At 62.5% G+C, this 17,036-nt stretch carries 15 protein-coding genes; 7 read left to right on the top strand and 8 right to left on the bottom strand.

What is annotated here, in order from left to right:
- The first annotated feature begins 35 nt into the window (after positions 1-35).
- Positions 36-1,286, top strand: coding sequence for a flavin-dependent oxidoreductase (locus XH98_RS00410; protein ID WP_271617429.1), 1,251 nt, complete (start codon positions 36-38; stop codon positions 1,284-1,286).
- Positions 1,287-1,294: 8 nt separating this feature from the next.
- Here XH98_RS00410 and XH98_RS00405 read toward each other — a convergent pair whose 3' ends face one another.
- Positions 1,295-1,753 carry a cupin domain-containing protein gene (locus tag XH98_RS00405; protein WP_220000969.1) on the bottom strand — a complete coding sequence of 153 codons (459 nt, stop codon included), beginning with the start codon at positions 1,751-1,753 and terminating at the stop codon, positions 1,295-1,297.
- A 30-nt stretch (positions 1,754-1,783) separates the two neighbouring features.
- Complete coding sequence (locus tag XH98_RS00400; RefSeq protein WP_271617428.1) at positions 1,784-2,959, bottom strand: ABC transporter substrate-binding protein; 1,176 nt, start codon at positions 2,957-2,959, stop codon at positions 1,784-1,786.
- A gap of 254 nt (positions 2,960-3,213) precedes the next feature.
- Between XH98_RS00400 and XH98_RS00395 the strand changes: the two genes are divergently transcribed.
- The 3 genes from XH98_RS00395 (at position 3,214) to XH98_RS00385 (ending at position 6,036) form a co-directional block, all read left to right on the top strand.
- A complete protein-coding gene (locus XH98_RS00395; RefSeq protein WP_271617427.1) occupies positions 3,214-3,732 on the top strand; it encodes a MarR family winged helix-turn-helix transcriptional regulator in 519 nt (172 codons plus the stop codon).
- A gap of 131 nt (positions 3,733-3,863) precedes the next feature.
- Complete coding sequence (locus XH98_RS00390) at positions 3,864-5,555, top strand: benzoate-CoA ligase family protein (RefSeq protein WP_271617426.1); 1,692 nt, start codon at positions 3,864-3,866, stop codon at positions 5,553-5,555.
- A gap of 22 nt (positions 5,556-5,577) precedes the next feature.
- Entirely contained in the window at positions 5,578-6,036 is a 459-nt protein-coding gene (locus XH98_RS00385; protein ID WP_271617425.1) for a RidA family protein, read from the top strand.
- A gap of 25 nt (positions 6,037-6,061) precedes the next feature.
- On the opposite strand, the gene XH98_RS00380 is transcribed toward XH98_RS00385, so the two are convergent.
- A complete protein-coding gene (locus XH98_RS00380) occupies positions 6,062-6,790 on the bottom strand; it encodes a CBS domain-containing protein (RefSeq protein ID WP_271617424.1) in 729 nt (242 codons plus the stop codon).
- A 208-nt stretch (positions 6,791-6,998) separates the two neighbouring features.
- Here XH98_RS00380 and XH98_RS00375 point away from each other — a divergent pair, with 208 nt between their 5' ends.
- On the top strand, positions 6,999-8,843 hold the full coding sequence (locus XH98_RS00375) for a PHA/PHB synthase family protein (RefSeq protein WP_271617423.1): 1,845 nt from the start codon (positions 6,999-7,001) through the stop codon (positions 8,841-8,843).
- On the opposite strand, the gene XH98_RS00370 is transcribed toward XH98_RS00375, so the two are convergent.
- Genes XH98_RS00370 through XH98_RS00360 form a run of 3 tightly spaced genes read right to left on the bottom strand, consistent with a single transcriptional unit; the run spans position 8,840 to position 12,369 of the window.
- Positions 8,840-9,814, bottom strand: coding sequence for a CHAD domain-containing protein (locus XH98_RS00370; protein WP_271617422.1), 975 nt, complete (start codon positions 9,812-9,814; stop codon positions 8,840-8,842). The genes XH98_RS00375 and XH98_RS00370 overlap by 4 nt on opposite strands.
- Before the next feature lie 15 nt (positions 9,815-9,829).
- On the bottom strand, positions 9,830-11,374 hold the full coding sequence (locus XH98_RS00365) for a bifunctional aminoglycoside phosphotransferase/ATP-binding protein (protein WP_271617726.1): 1,545 nt from the start codon (positions 11,372-11,374) through the stop codon (positions 9,830-9,832).
- Positions 11,375-11,385: 11 nt separating this feature from the next.
- Positions 11,386-12,369 (bottom strand): zinc-dependent alcohol dehydrogenase family protein, encoded by a 984-nt coding sequence (locus XH98_RS00360; RefSeq protein WP_271617421.1) that lies wholly within the window; start codon positions 12,367-12,369, stop codon positions 11,386-11,388.
- A gap of 173 nt (positions 12,370-12,542) precedes the next feature.
- Here XH98_RS00360 and XH98_RS00355 point away from each other — a divergent pair, with 173 nt between their 5' ends.
- On the top strand, positions 12,543-13,382 hold the full coding sequence (locus tag XH98_RS00355) for a universal stress protein (protein ID WP_271617420.1): 840 nt from the start codon (positions 12,543-12,545) through the stop codon (positions 13,380-13,382).
- A gap of 71 nt (positions 13,383-13,453) precedes the next feature.
- Positions 13,454-16,144, top strand: coding sequence for a bifunctional acetate--CoA ligase family protein/GNAT family N-acetyltransferase (locus tag XH98_RS00350; protein WP_271617419.1), 2,691 nt, complete (start codon positions 13,454-13,456; stop codon positions 16,142-16,144).
- A gap of 9 nt (positions 16,145-16,153) precedes the next feature.
- Here the strand turns inward: XH98_RS00350 and XH98_RS00345 are convergent, their stop codons facing one another.
- Positions 16,154-16,642 carry a phage holin family protein gene (locus XH98_RS00345; RefSeq protein ID WP_271617418.1) on the bottom strand — a complete coding sequence of 163 codons (489 nt, stop codon included), beginning with the start codon at positions 16,640-16,642 and terminating at the stop codon, positions 16,154-16,156.
- The gene (locus XH98_RS00340; RefSeq protein WP_271617417.1) at positions 16,643-16,918 is read right to left on the bottom strand and encodes a hypothetical protein; all 276 of its coding nucleotides are present in this window, start codon (positions 16,916-16,918) and stop codon (positions 16,643-16,645) included.
- Positions 16,919-17,036: the final 118 nt, after the last annotated feature.

Below are 17,036 nucleotides of genomic sequence, written 5' to 3'. Positions count from 1 at the left end.
CCCGGTTGCCTGTGTATCGAGTGGAGTTGAGGGCGATGAAGGCGATTATCGTCGGTGGCGGTATCGGTGGTCTCACCACGGCTTTGATGTTGCGGGCTCGCGGTATGGGGTGTGAGATCTTCGAGCAATCCGATACGATCCGCGAGCTCGGCGTCGGCATCAACACGCTGCCGCATGCCATGCGTGAGCTTGCCGGCCTTGGTCTGCTGCAAAAGCTCGACGACGTCGCGATCCGTACTGACCAGCTTTACTACCTCAACCGCCATGGCCAGGAGGTCTGGCGCGAAGCCCGAGGCATCGATGCCGGACACGACGTGCCGCAATTCTCGATCCATCGCGGCCGCCTCCAGGGCGTCATCCATCGCGCCGTCGAGGAGCGGCTCGGTCCGGAAGCAATTCACACCGGTTGCCGGCTCGGCGCGTTCACGCAGGACGAAGGCGGCGTGACGGCTTACTTCTTCGATCGTGCGGGATCGCACATCCGCACCGCTCGTGGCGATATCCTCATTGGCGCCGACGGCATTCATTCGCGCGTCCGCGACACGCTGTTCCCAAAGGAAGGGCCGCCCTGCTGGAACGGCCTGATGCTCTGGCGCGGTGCGCGCGATTGGCCGTTGTTTCTCACCGGAAAATCGATGATTGTAGCCGGTGGCCTTAATGCCAAGGTGGTCGTCTATCCGATCGCGGAGGGATCGAGCCCGGCGAGCCGTCTCACCAATTGGGCGGTACTGGTGAAAGTGGGTGAGGGCAATGCGCCGCCGCCACGCAAGGAAGACTGGTCAAGGCCGGGCCGGCGTGAGGAGCTGATGCCGCATGTCGCGCGCTTCTCGGTGCCCTACATCGACGTGAAGAGCCTGATTTCGGCGACGCCGGAGTTCTATGAATATCCGACCTGCGACCGCGATCCCTTGCCCTATTGGTCGTCCGGGCGCGTCACGCTGCTCGGCGATGCTGCGCATCCCATGTATCCGGTCGGCTCCAACGGCGCCTCGCAGGCGATCCTCGATGCGCGCTGCCTCGCCGACGCGCTTATCCGCGCCGAGCATCCTCTCCAGGCGTTGATGGAATACGAGAAGAAGCGCCTGCCGATGACGGCAGACATCGTCCGCTCCAATCGCCGTGGCGGCCCCGAGGGCGTCATCGACGCCGTCGAGCAGCTCGCGCCCGACGGCTTCGACAATATCGACAACGTCCTGAGCTATTCCCAGCGCGAGGCGATCGTGCGTGGCTATGCCACCAAGGCCGGCTTCGCCGCGGTCCCGGGACTCGCGGCGGTGCGCGCCTGAAGTTGCTGCTAGCCGGCGCCGGGAGGCGGCGGCAGGAAATGGATGTTGTACTCGGCGGCCATCGCCACAACGTCCTCCGGCTTCTGCTCCTTCATGTTGTGAAGGCCCCAGAATAGGTCGAACAGCTTTTTGGTCGGCGACACCCAGAACAGTACTTTTGCGGTTTGGTCCGACTTGTTGAAGATGCCGTGCGGCACGCCCATGCCGAGACGGATCAGGTCACCGGGCGTCGCTTGCGCCTCTGAATTGCCAAGCACGAAGTCGAGCTTGCCCTCCAGCATGTAGAGATATTCGTCCTGGTCGGGATGGATGTGCGGCGGCACGAATGTGCCCGGTGGCAACGTCGCGTGCCAGGAGAAGCTGGTCTCGCTGTTGCTCTTTGGCACATAGGTCTGGCCCAGGATGTTCCAGGAAATGCCCTGGATACCCTCGTTAGCCCGCGTGATGCCGGTGATTTCGCTCTTCATCGTATTCCTCCCTTGATGCGACGTGCGGCTTTAGTTCACCGCCTTGCAATCCTTGGCGTAACGGTCCCCGTAATTCTCGAAAACCTTCTGAACGATCTCGGTCTGGAACTTGCCGTCCGGACGCTTGGCGACCTTGGTCAGGTAAAAATCCTGGATCGGATAGCCATTGGCGTTGAACTTGAACGAACCGCGCAGCGACGTGAAGTCTGCCTTCTTCAGGGCAGCCCCAACGGCGTCCTTGTTGGAGAGGTCGCCCTTCGCTCCCTTGACCGCGCTGTCGATCAGCATCGCAGCGTCATACCCCTGCATGGCATAGGTGCCAGGCACGCTGTTATAGGCGGCCTCGTAGGCGGCCACGAACTTTTTGTTCTGGGGATTGTCGAGATTGGGTGCCCAGTTCGCGCCGCCGAACATGCCGACGGCCGCATCCTGCTGCGCCGGCAGGGTGGATTCATCCACCGTGAAGGCCGAGAGCACGGGGATGCTGTCGGCGAGTCCGGCCTGCTTGTACTGCTTGACGAGGTTGACGCCGAGGCCGCCCGGCATGAACGTGAAGAGCGCATCAGGCTTCTGCGACGCAATTTTGGACAGCTCCGGTTGGAAGTCCAGCGTGTTGAGCGGCATGTAGGATTCTTCGACGATCTCGCCCTTGTAGTCGAGCTTGAAGCCGGCGACCGAATCCTTGCCCGCCTGATAGTTCGGCACCATCAGATACATCCGCTTGTAGCCGCGATCCTGCGCGACCTTGCCGAGGATCTCGTGGACCTGGTCATTCTGATAGGACGTCACATAGAAGAACGGGTTGCAGTCCTTGCCTGCGAAGGTCGACGGACCCGCATTGGGGCTGATCAGATAAGTCTTGGATTCCGTGACCGGTCGGTGGATCGCCTGGAGGATGTTAGAGAAGATCGGTCCGACCACGAAGTCGACCTTATCGCGCTCAAGCAGGCCCTTCACCTTGGTCACAGCCGCATCGGGTTTGAGTTCGTCGTCGGCCACGACCACTTCGACATCACGGCCCCCCATCTTGCTGCCGAGATCCTTCACCGCGAGCGCAAAGCCGTCGCGAACTTGCTGACCAAGGGCTGCGGCGGGTCCGGAGAGGGTTACGATCACGCCTAGCTTGATCTTCTCCTGCGCGAGCGCCGGGCTCATCGCGGTGCCGAGAAGAAATGCGGCTGCGGCCAAGGTCAGTTGCGACTTCATGATTGATCCCCCGTAACGATTTGCGCTTGCGCTGCAAGCTGCGTACTCCGAGCCAAGCTTATGCCGACGACGGCGCTCGCGGCAAGCCAAGCTCAGGCGCCGCCATCGTGCGGGCAGCGGCGCATGCAAACGGCGCGCCAATTATTTGAAGCCTAAAGAAATTCGTGTGCGGTCGATTGTTGCAGCTTTGGGCTTGCGGCCGGCGTCGATTTATTTGAAGCTCAAAACGTTGGGGAATCCGGGCCGGCGCCAATATGCCGGCCGTGAATGATTGCATCGAAATGCTCGATTCCGAGACCAAGGCTGTCGAGACTCCGGAGGACCATGCCGAAGAGCTCCGGCTGTGGTTGCGTCTGCTCACCTGCACGACCCTGATCGAGGGCGAGGTCCGTGGCCGGCTGCGGCAGCGGTTCGACGTTACGCTTCCGCGTTTCGATCTGATGGCGCAGCTCGACAAGGCGCCCGACGGCATGACGCTGTCGGACGTCTCAAAGCGCATGATGGTGTCCAATGGCAATGTCACTGGCCTGGTCGAACGCCTCGTGGAATCCGGCCATCTCGACCGCCGCACCTCGGAGACTGACCGCCGCGTCCAGGTGATCCGCCTCACCAAGCTTGGTCGTGCCGAGTTTCGCAGGATGGCCTCGGAACACGAGACCTGGATCGCCGATCTCTTTGCCGACCTGACGCCCAAGGATGTCCGCGAGCTGATGCGGCTGCTGGCCAAGACCAAGGCGTCGGCGCAGAAATCTGCTGTGCGTCGCAAGCCTTAAGTCCACCGGCCGGCGTGTCCGCACGAAAATGGAGGGATGCCCAAAATCCGCTATTGCGCAAAATTGTTTTAAGCATAAAATGTTTTCCAGATGGTGCTGCCGGGTGCTTTCCATGCGCAAAGGAGCGTGCGATGGCCAACGCTGCCAAGGTTCAAGTGTCGGGCTCGCATGACGGCGATGCTGCGACCGCTCATGTCGATAGGTTTGCGCGGCAGCATCTGCCGCCGTCTGAGCTCTGGCCGGAGTTCATCTTCACGCGTCCGGAGCTGCACTATCCGGCGCGATTGAACTGCGTCAGCTATTTCCTCGATCGCTGGGTCGAGCAGGGGCACGGGGATGCGCCCTGTGTCATCAGTCCCGCCGTCAGCTACACCTATCGCGAGTTGCAGGCGCTCGTGAACCGCATCGCCAATGTGCTGGTCGGCAAACTCGGACTCGTCACCGGCGGGCGCGTGCTGCTGCGCTCCGCCAACAGTCCGATGATGGTCGCGACCTATCTCGCAGTGATCAAGGCCGGCGGCATCTGCGTGGCGACAATGCCGTTGCTGCGCGCCAAGGAGCTATCCTATCCGATTCAGAAGGCGGAGATCGCGCTCGCGCTCTGTGACGGAAAGCTTGCCGATGAGATGGAGAAGGCGAAGCTGGCCGCACCAGGTCTCAAGCATGTGGTCTATTGGGGTAATGGCGCCCCGGACTCGCTAGAGGCGCTGATCGCGGATGCCAGCGCTGAGTTCACGGCGGTTGATACTGCAGCCGACGATATCTGTCTGATAGCCTTTACGTCGGGCACGACGGGCGATCCTAAGGGCACCATGCATTTCCACCGCGACATGCTAGCGGTGTGCGACGGCTATGCGCGCAACATCTTGCGGGCCGAGCAGAGGGATCGCTTCGTCGGCTCAGCGCCGCTTGCGTTCACCTTCGGTTTCGGTGGCGTACTGTTCCCGATGCATATCGGCGCGTCGTTTGTTGTGCTGGAGAAGACGACGCCCGATGACATCCTTTCGGCGATCGAAAAGTACAAGATCACGGTCTGCTTCACGGCGCCGACGGCTTACCGCGCCATGATCGGCAAGCTCGCAGGCCGCGACATCTCTTCACTGCGAAAGTGCGTGTCCGCCGGCGAGACGTTGCCCAAGCCGACATTCGACGCCTGGCTGAAAGCGACCGGCATCAAGCTGATGGACGGCATCGGCTCGACCGAGTTGCTTCACATCTTCATCAGTGCGACCGAGGACGAGATTCGTCCCGGCGCCACCGGCAAGCCCGTTCCCGGCTATGAGGCAAAGATCGTCGATGACGATGGCAACGAGTTGCCGCCAGGCACGATAGGAAAGCTCGCCGTGCGCGGGCCGACCGGCTGTCGTTATCTCGCCGACGAGCGACAACGCAAATACGTCCAGAACGGGTGGAACATCACCGGTGACACCTATTTGATGGATACCGACGGCTACTTCTGGTACCAGTCGCGCTCAGACGACATGATCGTGTCAGCCGGTTACAATATCGCGGGTACGGATGTGGAAGCGGCCTTGCTCACGCATCCAGCGGTTGCCGAGTGCGGGGTCGTCGGTGCGCCGGACGAGGCGCGCGGAATGATCGTGAAGGCCTATGTCATACCCGCCCCCGGCGTGACGCCGGATGCAAAGCTCGCGGCCGAGTTGCAGGAACATGTCAAACGCGAGATCGCGCCGTACAAGTACCCGCGCGCGATCGAGTTCGTGACACAGCTGCCGAAGACCGAGACCGGCAAATTGAAGCGCTTCGCCTTGCGACAACTGGCGCAGGCGGCTGGTACGTCCTCGGGCGTCGCGGCAGAATGAGATAAAGGATCAAGAATTGTCCGTGACAACGCCGAAAGGCCCACAGCTTGCAGTGCTACCAACTGCTGCCGAGGATGATGCCAGCCCCACGGCGCAGGTGCTCCAGCCCTCCGGCTGGCCGATGCCGAAGGGTTATGCCAACGGCATGGCCGTCGAGGGACGCATTGTCGTCACGGGTGGTGTGATCGGTTGGGATGCCCAGGAGCGTCTCGCCGCCGGCTTTCTAGCGCAGGTGCGCCAGACCCTGACCAACATTGCCGAGATTTTGGCCGAGGCCGGTGCGCGGCCCGAGCATCTGGTGCGCTTGACCTGGTACGTCGTCGACATGGAGGAATACCTGACAAACCTGAAGGAGCTCGGCAAGATCTACCGCGCAATCTTCGGTGCGCACTATCCAGCGATGGCGCTGGTCCAGGTCGTGCGTCTGGTCGAGAAGGCGGCGCGCGTCGAGATCGAGGCCACCGCCGTCATTCCTCGCTGAGTAGATTCTCGCGCAAGTACCCGTCTCAGCTTGCTTTGGCGAGATCGTCATCCTCGGGCGAGTTCAGATAGACGCCTGACATGGTGTCGACCCAGCAGAGATGGTCGTGCACCTTTTTGACGCCCTCGACGTTCTCGGCGGCGACGACCGCAGCCTGTCGCGCCCGCTCCTCGGTGATGACGCCGCTCAAGTGAACGATGCCGTCGCGCACGATGACGTTCAGCCCGAATGGGCACCAGTCGTTCTTCTCCATGGCATCGATGATGCGACTGCGGATGTGATCGTCGTCGGCAGTCGGATCCGGCACCTCGCGGGCGAGGCCAGCGACTGCCTGCAGCAGGTTGGCGCGCGACACGATACCGACGACCTTGTCGCCGCGGACCACCGGAAGGCGCTTCACGTTGTTCTGTTCCATCAGCTCGACGATCTCGGCGAGCGCAGTATCCTCGGTGATGGTTACTGGCGATGCGGTCATCACCTCGGAAACCTTGCGGCCGTGCTCGTGGACGAAGTCGCTGGCCGACTTGCCGGGCCCGAGGATGAACTGCAACCAGCGTCCGCGTTTGCGCCCGGTACCGATCTCGCTTCGGCGGATGAAGTCGCCTTCCGAGACCACGCCGACCAGCTTGCCACCGTCGTCGACCACGGTAAGGCCGCTGACATGACGCTTCAACATGATGTTGGCCGCTTCGACGATGCTGGTATCGGGTGTGACCGAGATAACCGACCGGGTCATGATCTGGTGGGCGCGCATGGAATGCTCCGCTAGCTTGTCGAATTTTGATAGCTGAAATCTAGATCGTGCCCGGCAGTATGGTTTGACGCATGTCAAGTCATGGGCTCGGTAGGTCGATGGTTGAGCGATTGCGGTCAACCTCTGCAATTGATGCAGCTCAACGTTTCCCGGGCGGGAAGCCATATCCTGCTGCGCAATCAGCAGAAGCGCACGAGAACCCTTGGCCATGAGCATCGTACAGACCCTTCCTCGGACGGCAGAGCCGGTGTTGCCAGCGTCATCCGTCGAGCCGGTTGTTGGCGCCGCCTCGTCTGCAACAAGCACAAATTCAACCGGCAAGACGTCGACCGCCGAGCCGGCGTCCGAATGCTATCCTCTAGACCGCATGTTCCATGCGATGCTGGCGCGGTTCACGGGCGGGCTTTCGCCGACCGCATTGATGCTGGCCTGGCTCGATTGGAGTTCCCATCTCGCGTGGGCGCCGCAGCGACGGATGGAGATCGCCAACAACGTCATTCGTGATAGCAGCCGGTTGCTGGAAGCAGCTACGCACGCGACGGCAGCGGGGCCAGCACCCTGGTCGGTGATCCGGCCGGAGAAGCGGGACCGTCGTTTCAGGGAGCCGCAATGGGAAGCGCCGCCCTTCAATCTTCTTGCGCAGGCGTTTCTGCTTGGCGAGCGCTGGTGGCACGATGCTACATCGGGTGTGCGAGGCGTCTCGCATGCGAACGAAGCCATCGTCGAATTCTCGATGCGTCAGGTGCTGGACATGCTTGCCCCGTCGAATTTCGCCGCAACAAACCCAGAGGTGTTGGAGAAGGCGTTTCAAAGCGGTGGAGAGAATTTTGTCTTTGGCTGGCAGAATTGGTGCGGCGATCTTATGCGGATGCTCTTGGAAGCAAAGCCCGCTGCAAATGATCAGTTTGTCGTCGGCCAGACGGTTGCGGCGTCGCCTGGCAAGGTCGTCCACCGCAATGCGCTGATCGAATTGATCCAGTATCATCCGACGACGGCAAGAGTGCGGCCTGAGCCGATCCTGATCGTGCCGGCCTGGATCATGAAATACTACATTCTCGATCTGTCGCCGCAGAATTCGCTGGTTAAATTTCTCACCGATCAGGGCTTTACCGTGTTTGCAATCTCCTGGCGCAATCCGGACTCCAGAGATCGGAATGTTGCGTTTGACGACTACCGCAAGCTGGGGGTGATGGCCGCGCTGGATGCGATTGGCCGAATCCTGCCCGGGCAGAAGGCCCATGCGCTCGGTTATTGTCTTGGCGGCACTTTGTTGTCCATTGCTGCCGCTGCAATGGCGCGCGACGGCGATGATCGCCTGGGCACCATCACCCTTCTGGCGGCGCAGACCGACTTCACCGAAGCGGGCGAGCTGACGCTCTTCATCAATGAGAGCCAAGTCGCCTTCCTTGAAGACGTGATGTCGCAGCGAGGCTATCTGGATACGGCGCAGATGGCCGGTGCGTTCGCGCTGCTGCGTTCGAACGACCTGATCTGGTCGCGGCTGTCGCGTGACTACCTGATGGGCGACGCGGCGCCGCCGAGCGATCTGATGGCTTGGAACGCGGACGCAACGCGATTGCCCTATCGCATGCATTCGGAATATCTGCGTAAGCTGTTCCTTGACAACGATCTCGCCGAAGGACGTTACCTTGTGGAAGGGCGGAGCATCTCGCTCTCCGACATTCATGCGCCGATGTTCGCGGTCGGTACGATCACCGATCACGTGGCGCCGTGGCGATCTGTGCACAAGCTCCACTATCAGGTCGATGCTGATCTGACCTTTCTGTTGACTAGTGGCGGCCACAACGCAGGCGTCGTCGCGCCGCCCGACGAGCCCGGGCACAGCTATCAGGTGATGACCAAGGCTGCAGACGCGCCCTATGTCGGCCCGGACGAATGGCTGAAGCTGGCGCCCCATGTCGAGGGATCGTGGTGGCCGGAGTGGATCCGGTGGCTCGTCGCGAGATCCGGCGCGCTCTGTGATCCGCCGCCGATCGGATATGGCGATCTCGGCGGCCTGCCCGATGCTCCCGGCGACTACATCCGCACCTAGTCCTCAGGCTCCGCGTCCGGCGTCAGATCGGAGGACCGGAGGGGCTTGGCCTTGTTCAACTTGCGATACGCGGTCGAAGCAATCTGCAACAGTTTCTTCTCCCGCTTGCGGTCGAGAAAGCGGATGCCGGCTTCGGGAACGGCCTCGTTCAACGACGCGGCCAGTGTCTGGCCGCGCGCATCGTCGTTCAGCTGTCCGAGGGATTTTTGCGCCTTGCGCAATTGCTTGAGGATCGACTTCTGCTTCGTCTGTGACGTGCCTGCGAACAAATCCTCGAGCGACTCGATCGAATAGGTCAGCCGCTTGTTGAGAATCCGCAGCTTGTGCCGCTTCTCGACATCAAGCTTGTGCAGCCTTTTGGCCCTCCTCAGCAGCGTCCTTTCCCATTCGGTCAGCTGAGCCCTCGCGTGCTCGGCGAGCGGGCAGCGGCGTAGTCGGATGGCCACTTTGCTACGGCGCGTCGACCAGGGGCCGCTCTCGATCCAGTTCGAGGTCTGTTCGACCAGCCTACGATACCGTGCCGATTGCAGCGCACGGGCCAGCAGACGATGGCTTTCGGCGCGCTTCTCGTCCCAGTGCTGGAGTTCTGCGATGACGGCTAGTTCGCCGCCGGCCTCGGACGTGATGCGTTCAATGGCGACGTCGAGGTCGCGCACCATGCCGAGCTGACTATTCAGCCACTTCAACTCGGCCCAGACTTCGGGGCGCACCGCATCGTCGACCATAGGCGAAAAGAAGCGAATCGCAGTCCGCAAATGCGTCAGCGCGATTCGGATCTCGTGCAGCGCGTCGGGATCGCCACGGCAGGTGCTGTCGTGCTGGGCAAGGACGGCTGCGAGGTGACGGCGCGCGATGATCCGGAAGGCTGTGTCGCAGGCCATGCCGGGGTTCAGGCGGCCGGGCAGCGTATTGCGGCTTGCTGCCCGCTTCGCACCGGCGGTCGCCTTCGAACTCCTGGTGGGTCGCGCCATCCTAGTCCGCGCCAATCAGATTGCCCTGCCATTCTTAGCGATCGCGTCCCGGCAGTTCTGGAGCGTCTGCGCTTGCGTTCCGGACGCGTCGATGGTCGCCCAGCCGATGTGGCCGATATTATAATGCTCTTGCAACGCGGCAACCTGTTGCGTGGCATCCGATGCATCACTGCTGCGACCACCGATTCGGGCCTGTCGTGTCGCCAGATCGGCGACCAGGAAAAGGCCGGTGAAGGGCACGTGGCAATCTCGGGCTAGCTTGGCGAAGGCGTCTCTTTCGAAGTCGCGGGCAAATACGCCGTCGACGATCACGGAATGGCCCTGCGCCAATATGCGGCGGGTGTGCCTGGCCAATGTTGCGTAGACCCGTTCGGCAAGCTCGGGCGTATAGGCAGATGGCGGCAGCCGCTTCGTCTCGGCGACCCCGAACATCTGCTTGCGAATGACGTCGCTCCGCAACACGACGGCCCCCGGCTGCGGCCCGACGGTCGGCGCAAGCGCGCGCGCTAGAACTGACTTGCCGGTGCCAGACAGTCCGCCCACCGCGATCAGGCGGGGAGCGGCAGGCTGGATCAGCTTACGCGCAAGGTCGAAATAGCGGCGAGCATCATCTAGGATGTCGGGCTCGCTGGCATGCGGGCGCTTCAACCGCGCCAGGGCTACCTGGGCGCGGATTGCAGCCCGGATCGACATGAACAACGGCAAGGCGGCAAGCGCGTCCAGATTTCCGGGCGGTGTCGCGGCAAGATACCCGTTCAAGACGGCGTTGGCGGCAACGGGCTGGTCGTGACGGAGCAGGTCCATCAGCGTGAATGCGAGGTCGTAGAGCACGTCGACCGTTGCCATCCGTGCGTCGAATTCGATGGCGTCGAACAGCACGGGGCGCTGGTCGATCACCACGATATTGGCGAGATGCAGATCGCCATGGCAGCGCCGTACGAAGCCCTGACGATGGCGTTCCTCGAGCAAGGGACGTACGCGTACAAATGCCTCGCGCGAAGCTTTGCCGAGTTGTTCGATCGCTGCCGCGTCGAAATGGTTGTCGCTTCGCAGCCCCGCGCTGTTGCCATCGATCAGCGCGGGGATGGAAGAGACCCACTCCTCCCGGTTGGCGGGCGACGTCGCGGTGTGCGAAGCTGCGATCGCCTCGGCGACGGCCATGGAGAGGTTTGCATCCAGCGGACCGGCCTTGACCAGATGGTCCAGCGTCCGGTTTTCGTCGAAGCGCGACATGTCGACCGCATACTCGATCGGTCGTCCACGGCCGTCGACCGCCACCGAACCGTCGGGCTCCTCGGTGATCGCGATGACGCCGTGATAGATCTGCGGCGCCAATGGCCGGTTGATCCGGATTTCCTCCTCGCAGGCCGCCTTGCGCTTCTCAAGCGTCGAATAGTCGAGGAAGGGAAATCGCACCGCTCGTTTGATCTTTAACGCGCGATCGCCGTCGAGAAAGACCGAGGCGCCGTGCGTATCGATCCGCGTCACGCCTGGATGACCAGCCAGTGCTTGGAAGATCCGTTCCTGGATGGTTGTTTGATCTTTCGTCGAGGCAGGCATTCGAAGCACCCTCAGGGCGTCAGGACGGCCGCACCCAGAATCTGACCGTTCCGTAGCATGCTGAGGACGTCGTTGGCTTGATCCAGCGGAAATGCCGTCGTCTCGGTGCGCACGCCGGCCTGCGGTGCGATCCTGAGAAAATCCAGGCCATCTTGCCGGGTCAGATTGGCAACCGAGACCAACTGCCGTTCCTCCCAGAGCAAACCATACGGGAAGCTCGGGATGTCGGTCATGTGGATGCCGGCGCACACGACGCGTCCGCCTTTTCGAACGGCGCGCAACGCGGCCGGAACGAGTTCGCCGGCTGGTGCGTAAATGATGGCGGCGTCGAGCGGTTCGGCCGGTATCTCGTCAGACGCCCCCGCCCAGACCGCACCAAGACGTCGCGCGAGCGTTTGTGCGGCATCATCGCCGCGCCGCGTGAATGCATAGACAGATCGTCTCTGCCAGACCGCGACTTGCGCGATGATATGGCCGGCCGCGCCAAAACCATAGAGACCGAGCCTCTCCGCAGGACCAGCCAGCACCAGCGAGCGCCAGCCGATCAGCCCAGCGCACAGCAGAGGTGCGATCTCCACGTCATTGCTGCCTTCGTTCAGTGGAAACGCGTAGCGCGCGTCGGCGATGGTGTGCGTCGCGTAGCCGCCGTCGCGCGTGTAGCCGGTGAACAGCGGAGTGTCGCAGAGGTTTTCCATGCCGTCCCGGCAGAATCGACAGATTCCGCACGTAGAGCCGAGCCAGGGAATGCCGACCCGATCACCAGGCGCATGTGTTGTAACATTGGGGCCGACGAGGTCGACCCGGCCAATGATCTCATGGCCAGGCACAATCGGATAACGAATACCAGGCAACTCGGCGTCGACGACGTGCAGGTCGGTCCGGCACACCCCGCAAGCGCTGATCTTCACCCGGATCTGGCCATTCCCGGGGATTGGATCAGGACGTACCTCCATTCGGAGTCGCGCTCGCGAGGTCGGCAACACCATTGCACGCATAAATCTCTCCGGGGCGAACCGCTCCGATTGAAATATCCATAGAATGACGGAGCGGCCAGTCCTTGACCTCGGTCAACGTCTGCCGCTGCTCGACCGGGCGGAGTTCCCCGCCTTGACCAGAATCAAGAGGCCTAACGAAAACCAGCCTATTTTGGTTGCCAAGGAGAATCCCGATGCCCATCAAGGACGTCTTTCTGCCGCTTTTTGGCGAGCCGCGCGCCCCCACGTTGGCCGCGATCGAGAAGTGCATCGCCGTTGCCGCCGATCTCGGCGCCAGGATCACCGGGCTCGCGCTCGAGGAAGACGCCTTCGTGCGGCCGAAGGTGGTGCTCCCCGATGACCCGGAGTCCGCCGAACTCGGTCATGTGGGCAAGGCGGGCGAGTTGCAGCAACTCTTGAACGCCTTCACCAACGCGGCCTCGCGTGTCGGCATTCGAGCTCAAAGCCGATCGGGCAGGGTGCCGGCTGAGCAGATTGCATCGACCTTGGCCGAGCATGCGCGCTTCAGCGATCTCGCTTTGATCCCCGTGAGGCCGCACGACAGCCGAACCGAAAACCTTATTGAAACGTTCCTGTTCCAATCCGGGCGGCCGTTGCTGCTGTGTCCGGAAGAGCACGCGGCGACGTTACGGCCGGAATTCGAGAATGTCATGATTGCCTGGGACCACTCGGCGCGCGCCGCACGCGCTGTCGGCGACGCATTGCCGATCCTGCAAGCGGCAACCGTGGTACACGTCGTCACCGTGGCAGACGATCAGGATGAAGCGATTGCGCAATCCGGCGACAGTCTCGTCCATCATCTCAGGGAACACGGGATTTATGCGTCCTTCGAAACGGTGAAGGGCGACGGGAGTTCGATCGGCAAGGTGCTCGGGAGCTGGGCACAATCCCACGCGGTCGACGCCATCGTCATGGGCGGTTATCATCACTCGCGCCTGAACGAGACCGTCTGGGGTGGCGTGACCAAGACCGTCATCGGCCAGCCACCATGCTGGGTGATGATGTCGCACTAGGTGCGTTTCAACTCATATCCTGTCGGGCCTAGCTTCTGTCGGACCCGTTGCCCGATCGGACGATTGTGATCATGTCGACTTACCGCCTTAAAAATCTGTTGTCGCCCCAGTCAGTTGCGCTGGTCGGCGCAAGCTCCCGCCCGGTTTCCGTCGGGCGTGCGGTCCTGGAGAACATTCGCAAGGCGGAGTTCAAGGGGCCGTTCGGCTTGGTGAACCCGCGCCATGCGGAGATCGACGGCATGATCGCCGTGGCCAGCCTGGCGCAATTGTCCTTCGTGCCTGAGCTCATCGTCGTTACAGCGCCGGCAGGCCAGATTCCCGACATCATCGATCAGGCCGGCCGTCTTGGCTCGGCCGGCGCCCTGATCGTTTCGGCGGGGCTTGGCCAGGGACCGGGCTCGCTCCAGGAAGCCACCATCGTCGCCGCCCGCAAATACGGCATGCGGCTGATCGGTCCCAACTGTCTCGGCATCATGATGCCTGGCACAAGCCTCAATGCGACCTTCGCGGCGCACATGCCGGCGGCAGGCAACCTCGCGCTGATCTCGCAATCGGGCGCAATCGCAGCCGGCATGGTGGACTGGGCCGCGCAGCGCGGCGTAGGCTTCTCGGGCATCGTCACCATCGGTGATCAGATTGACGTCGACATCGCGGATCTGCTCGACTATTTCGCGATGGACCATAAGACGCGGGCGATCCTGCTCTATATCGAGGCCATCAAGGACGCTCGGAAGTTCATGTCGGCGGCGCGCGCCGCGGCGCGTGTGAAGCCGGTTGTCGTCGTGAAGTCCGGCCGCATGGCGCAGGGGGCGAAGGCGGCTGCCACGCATACAGGTGCGCTCGCCGGTGCCGACGCGGTCTATGATGCGGCCTTCCGCCGCGCCGGCGTACTTCGAGTATCCGATCTGCGCGAGCTGTTCGATTGTGCCGAGACCCTGGGCCGGGTCGGGTCGCCGTCGGGAAAGCGCCTTGCGATTCTGACCAATGGTGGTGGCATCGGCGTCCTCGCGATTGATCGGCTCGCGGACCTTGGCGGAATTCCCGCGCCCATGACACCGGAAGCGCGCCAGAGGCTCGACGCGGTGCTGCCGCCGACCTGGTCCGGCGCAAATCCCGTCGACATCGTCGGTGATGCCGACGCGCCGCGTTACGCCGCTGCGCTGGAGGTGCTGCTCGACGATCCCGGCAATGATGCGGTCCTGGTGCTCAACGTACAAACTGCGATCGCATCGGCCGCCCAGATCGCGACGACTGTGACCGATCTCATCGAAAAATATCGCGAGAAGCACCGCAGTTGGGCCAAGCCTGTGCTTGCGGCCTGGGTCGGGGCTGATCAGGAGATCATTGCGACGCTATCCGCCGCCGGCATTCCGAACTACCCGACTGAAGATGATGCAGTGCGCGGCTTCATGCACTTGGTCCGACATCGCGAGGTGGTCGACGAGCTGAGCCAGGTTCCCCCGGCGATGCCCGACACTTTCGTGCCCGATGTTGCGGCCGCGAAGCAGATCGTCACGACGGTCATCGCCGACGGGCGCAAATGGCTGGAGCCTGTCGAGATCAAGCATCTGCTTGGGTGTTATGATATCGCCATGGTGCCGACCTACACGGCCGAAGATGTCGAGCAGGCGGTTGCCTACGCGGACGAGATATTCGCACGTGGCGCCACCGTCGTGCTCAAGATCCTGTCGCGCGACATCGTGCACAAGTCCGACGTCGGCGGTGTCGTGCTCAATCTGACGACGCCGGCCGCGGTACGCGCGGCTGCCGCCGAGATTCTCGCGCGGGCGAAGAGGTTGCGGCCCGAAGCCCGCATCGATGGCATCATTGTGCAGGCAATGGTGGTCAAGGCCAAGGCGCGAGAGCTGATCTTGGGTCTCGCCGATGATCCGACGTTCGGCACCGTCGTCGTATTCGGCCGCGGCGGGACGGCGGTTGAGATCATCAATGACAAGGCTCTGGCGCTGCCGCCGCTTGATTTACAGCTTGCCCGTGATCTGATTGAGCGCACGCGCGTGTCGCGATTGCTGCGCGCCTACCGGGACGTGCCGGCCGTCAAGCAGGACGCCGTCCCTTTGGTCTTGGTCAAGTTGGCGCAGATGGCAGCGGACATTCCCGAGATCCGTGAGCTCGATATCAACCCGCTGCTCGCCGACGAAACCGGCGTGACGGCCGTCGACGCCCGCGTGGCCGTGGGGCCGCCGCAGCGGAAATTCGCGGGCTCCGGGCCTGCAAATTTCGCCGTCCGTGCCTATCCGTCGCAATGGGAGCGTCGCTTTACGCTCAAGGATGGCTGGCGCATCTCGGTGCGTCCCCTGCGCCCCGAGGACGAACCGACCATCCACGAATTCCTGCGTCACGTCACGCCGCACGATCTTCGCCTCCGGTTCTTCGCGCCGATGAAGGAGTTCACCCACGAGTTCATCGCGCGCCTGACCCAGCTCGACTATGCGCGGGCCATGGCGTTCATTGCGTTCGACGACAGTAATGAGATGGTCGGAGTGGTGCGGTTGCACTCGGACTCGATCTACGAGAGAGGCGAATACGCGATCCTGCTGCGCTCCGACCTCAAGGGCAGGGGCCTCGGCTGGGCCTTGATGCAGCTGATCATCGACTATGCCAGATCGGAAGGCCTCAAGACCATCTCGGGCGACGTGCTCAAGGAGAACGTCGTGATGCTCGAGATGTGCCGGCAGCTCGGCTTCGAGATCAAGCCGGATCCGACCGAGCCAGATATCTGCGACGTCCGGCTGAAGCTCTGAGGCGGCTCGCTACGGACGCGCTTCGGAACTTGCGTCCGATGCGCTCTCTCTGGCGGTCTTCCGCATGTTCTTGACGATGATCGCGATGAGCGGCACCAGCACCGGCACGATCGTGCTCAGCGGATGATGGACCGCGCCGGTCAATTCGGCCTGAAACGCGCGGGCTTCGACCTGAAGCGCCTCGATCGATGTGCCGTGGATCTCATTGGCGAGCTCGATGTCGCGGCCGGATGGCGGGCGCCCGGCGACGATGAACAGAACCGCAGCGATGGCGAAATTGATCGTTCCGAGGACGGCCGCCGCGGCGGTCGCGCTCCAGATCTGGACCAGGGCGAAATAGGCCGACAGCTCCAGCATCAAGAGACCGAATGCGGCGATCAGCGCGGCGAAGGCCCGCAGGCCAAGTCCGACCAGCAGGTGGCGCAGCCGGATATCCGCGATGATCCTGTCGGTGCGCCACAAGACGCGCAGATGCTTGACCACATTCTCGCTATTCACCTAGTGCCTCCTCAGCATGAAGCCGACCACCACGCCGAGCGCAAAGGCGGACGCGAGCGAAGCGACCGGGCGCTCCGTGAGGAAGTCACGGAGTTGCTCTTGATCTTCGCTGACGGTTTCGCCGAGTTCGGCCAGCGCGGCCTTGATCTGATCGGCGAGAATCTGGGCACGGTCCTTCGAACTCTCGAACATCGCCTCGCCAGCCGTGCTCAGCAGCCGGGTAACGTCCACCTTCAACGTCCGCAGTTCTTCGCTCACCCTGTCGCTGTCGAACATGGATTTGATGCCTCCATTGAATGGAGCAAAACCTAAGTCGCGGCGGTGCGCCCGTGCTTGACTTGCGTCAAGCGGCGCGCGTGGTCGCAGTCTTGAGACAGGTCAAACCTGCCGCCAC

It is taken from the genome of Bradyrhizobium sp. CCBAU 51745 (assembly GCF_028128715.1).
GTDB classification, from domain to species: domain Bacteria; phylum Pseudomonadota; class Alphaproteobacteria; order Rhizobiales; family Xanthobacteraceae; genus Bradyrhizobium; species Bradyrhizobium manausense.
This window is presented reverse-complemented; position numbering and strand designations above follow the sequence as displayed.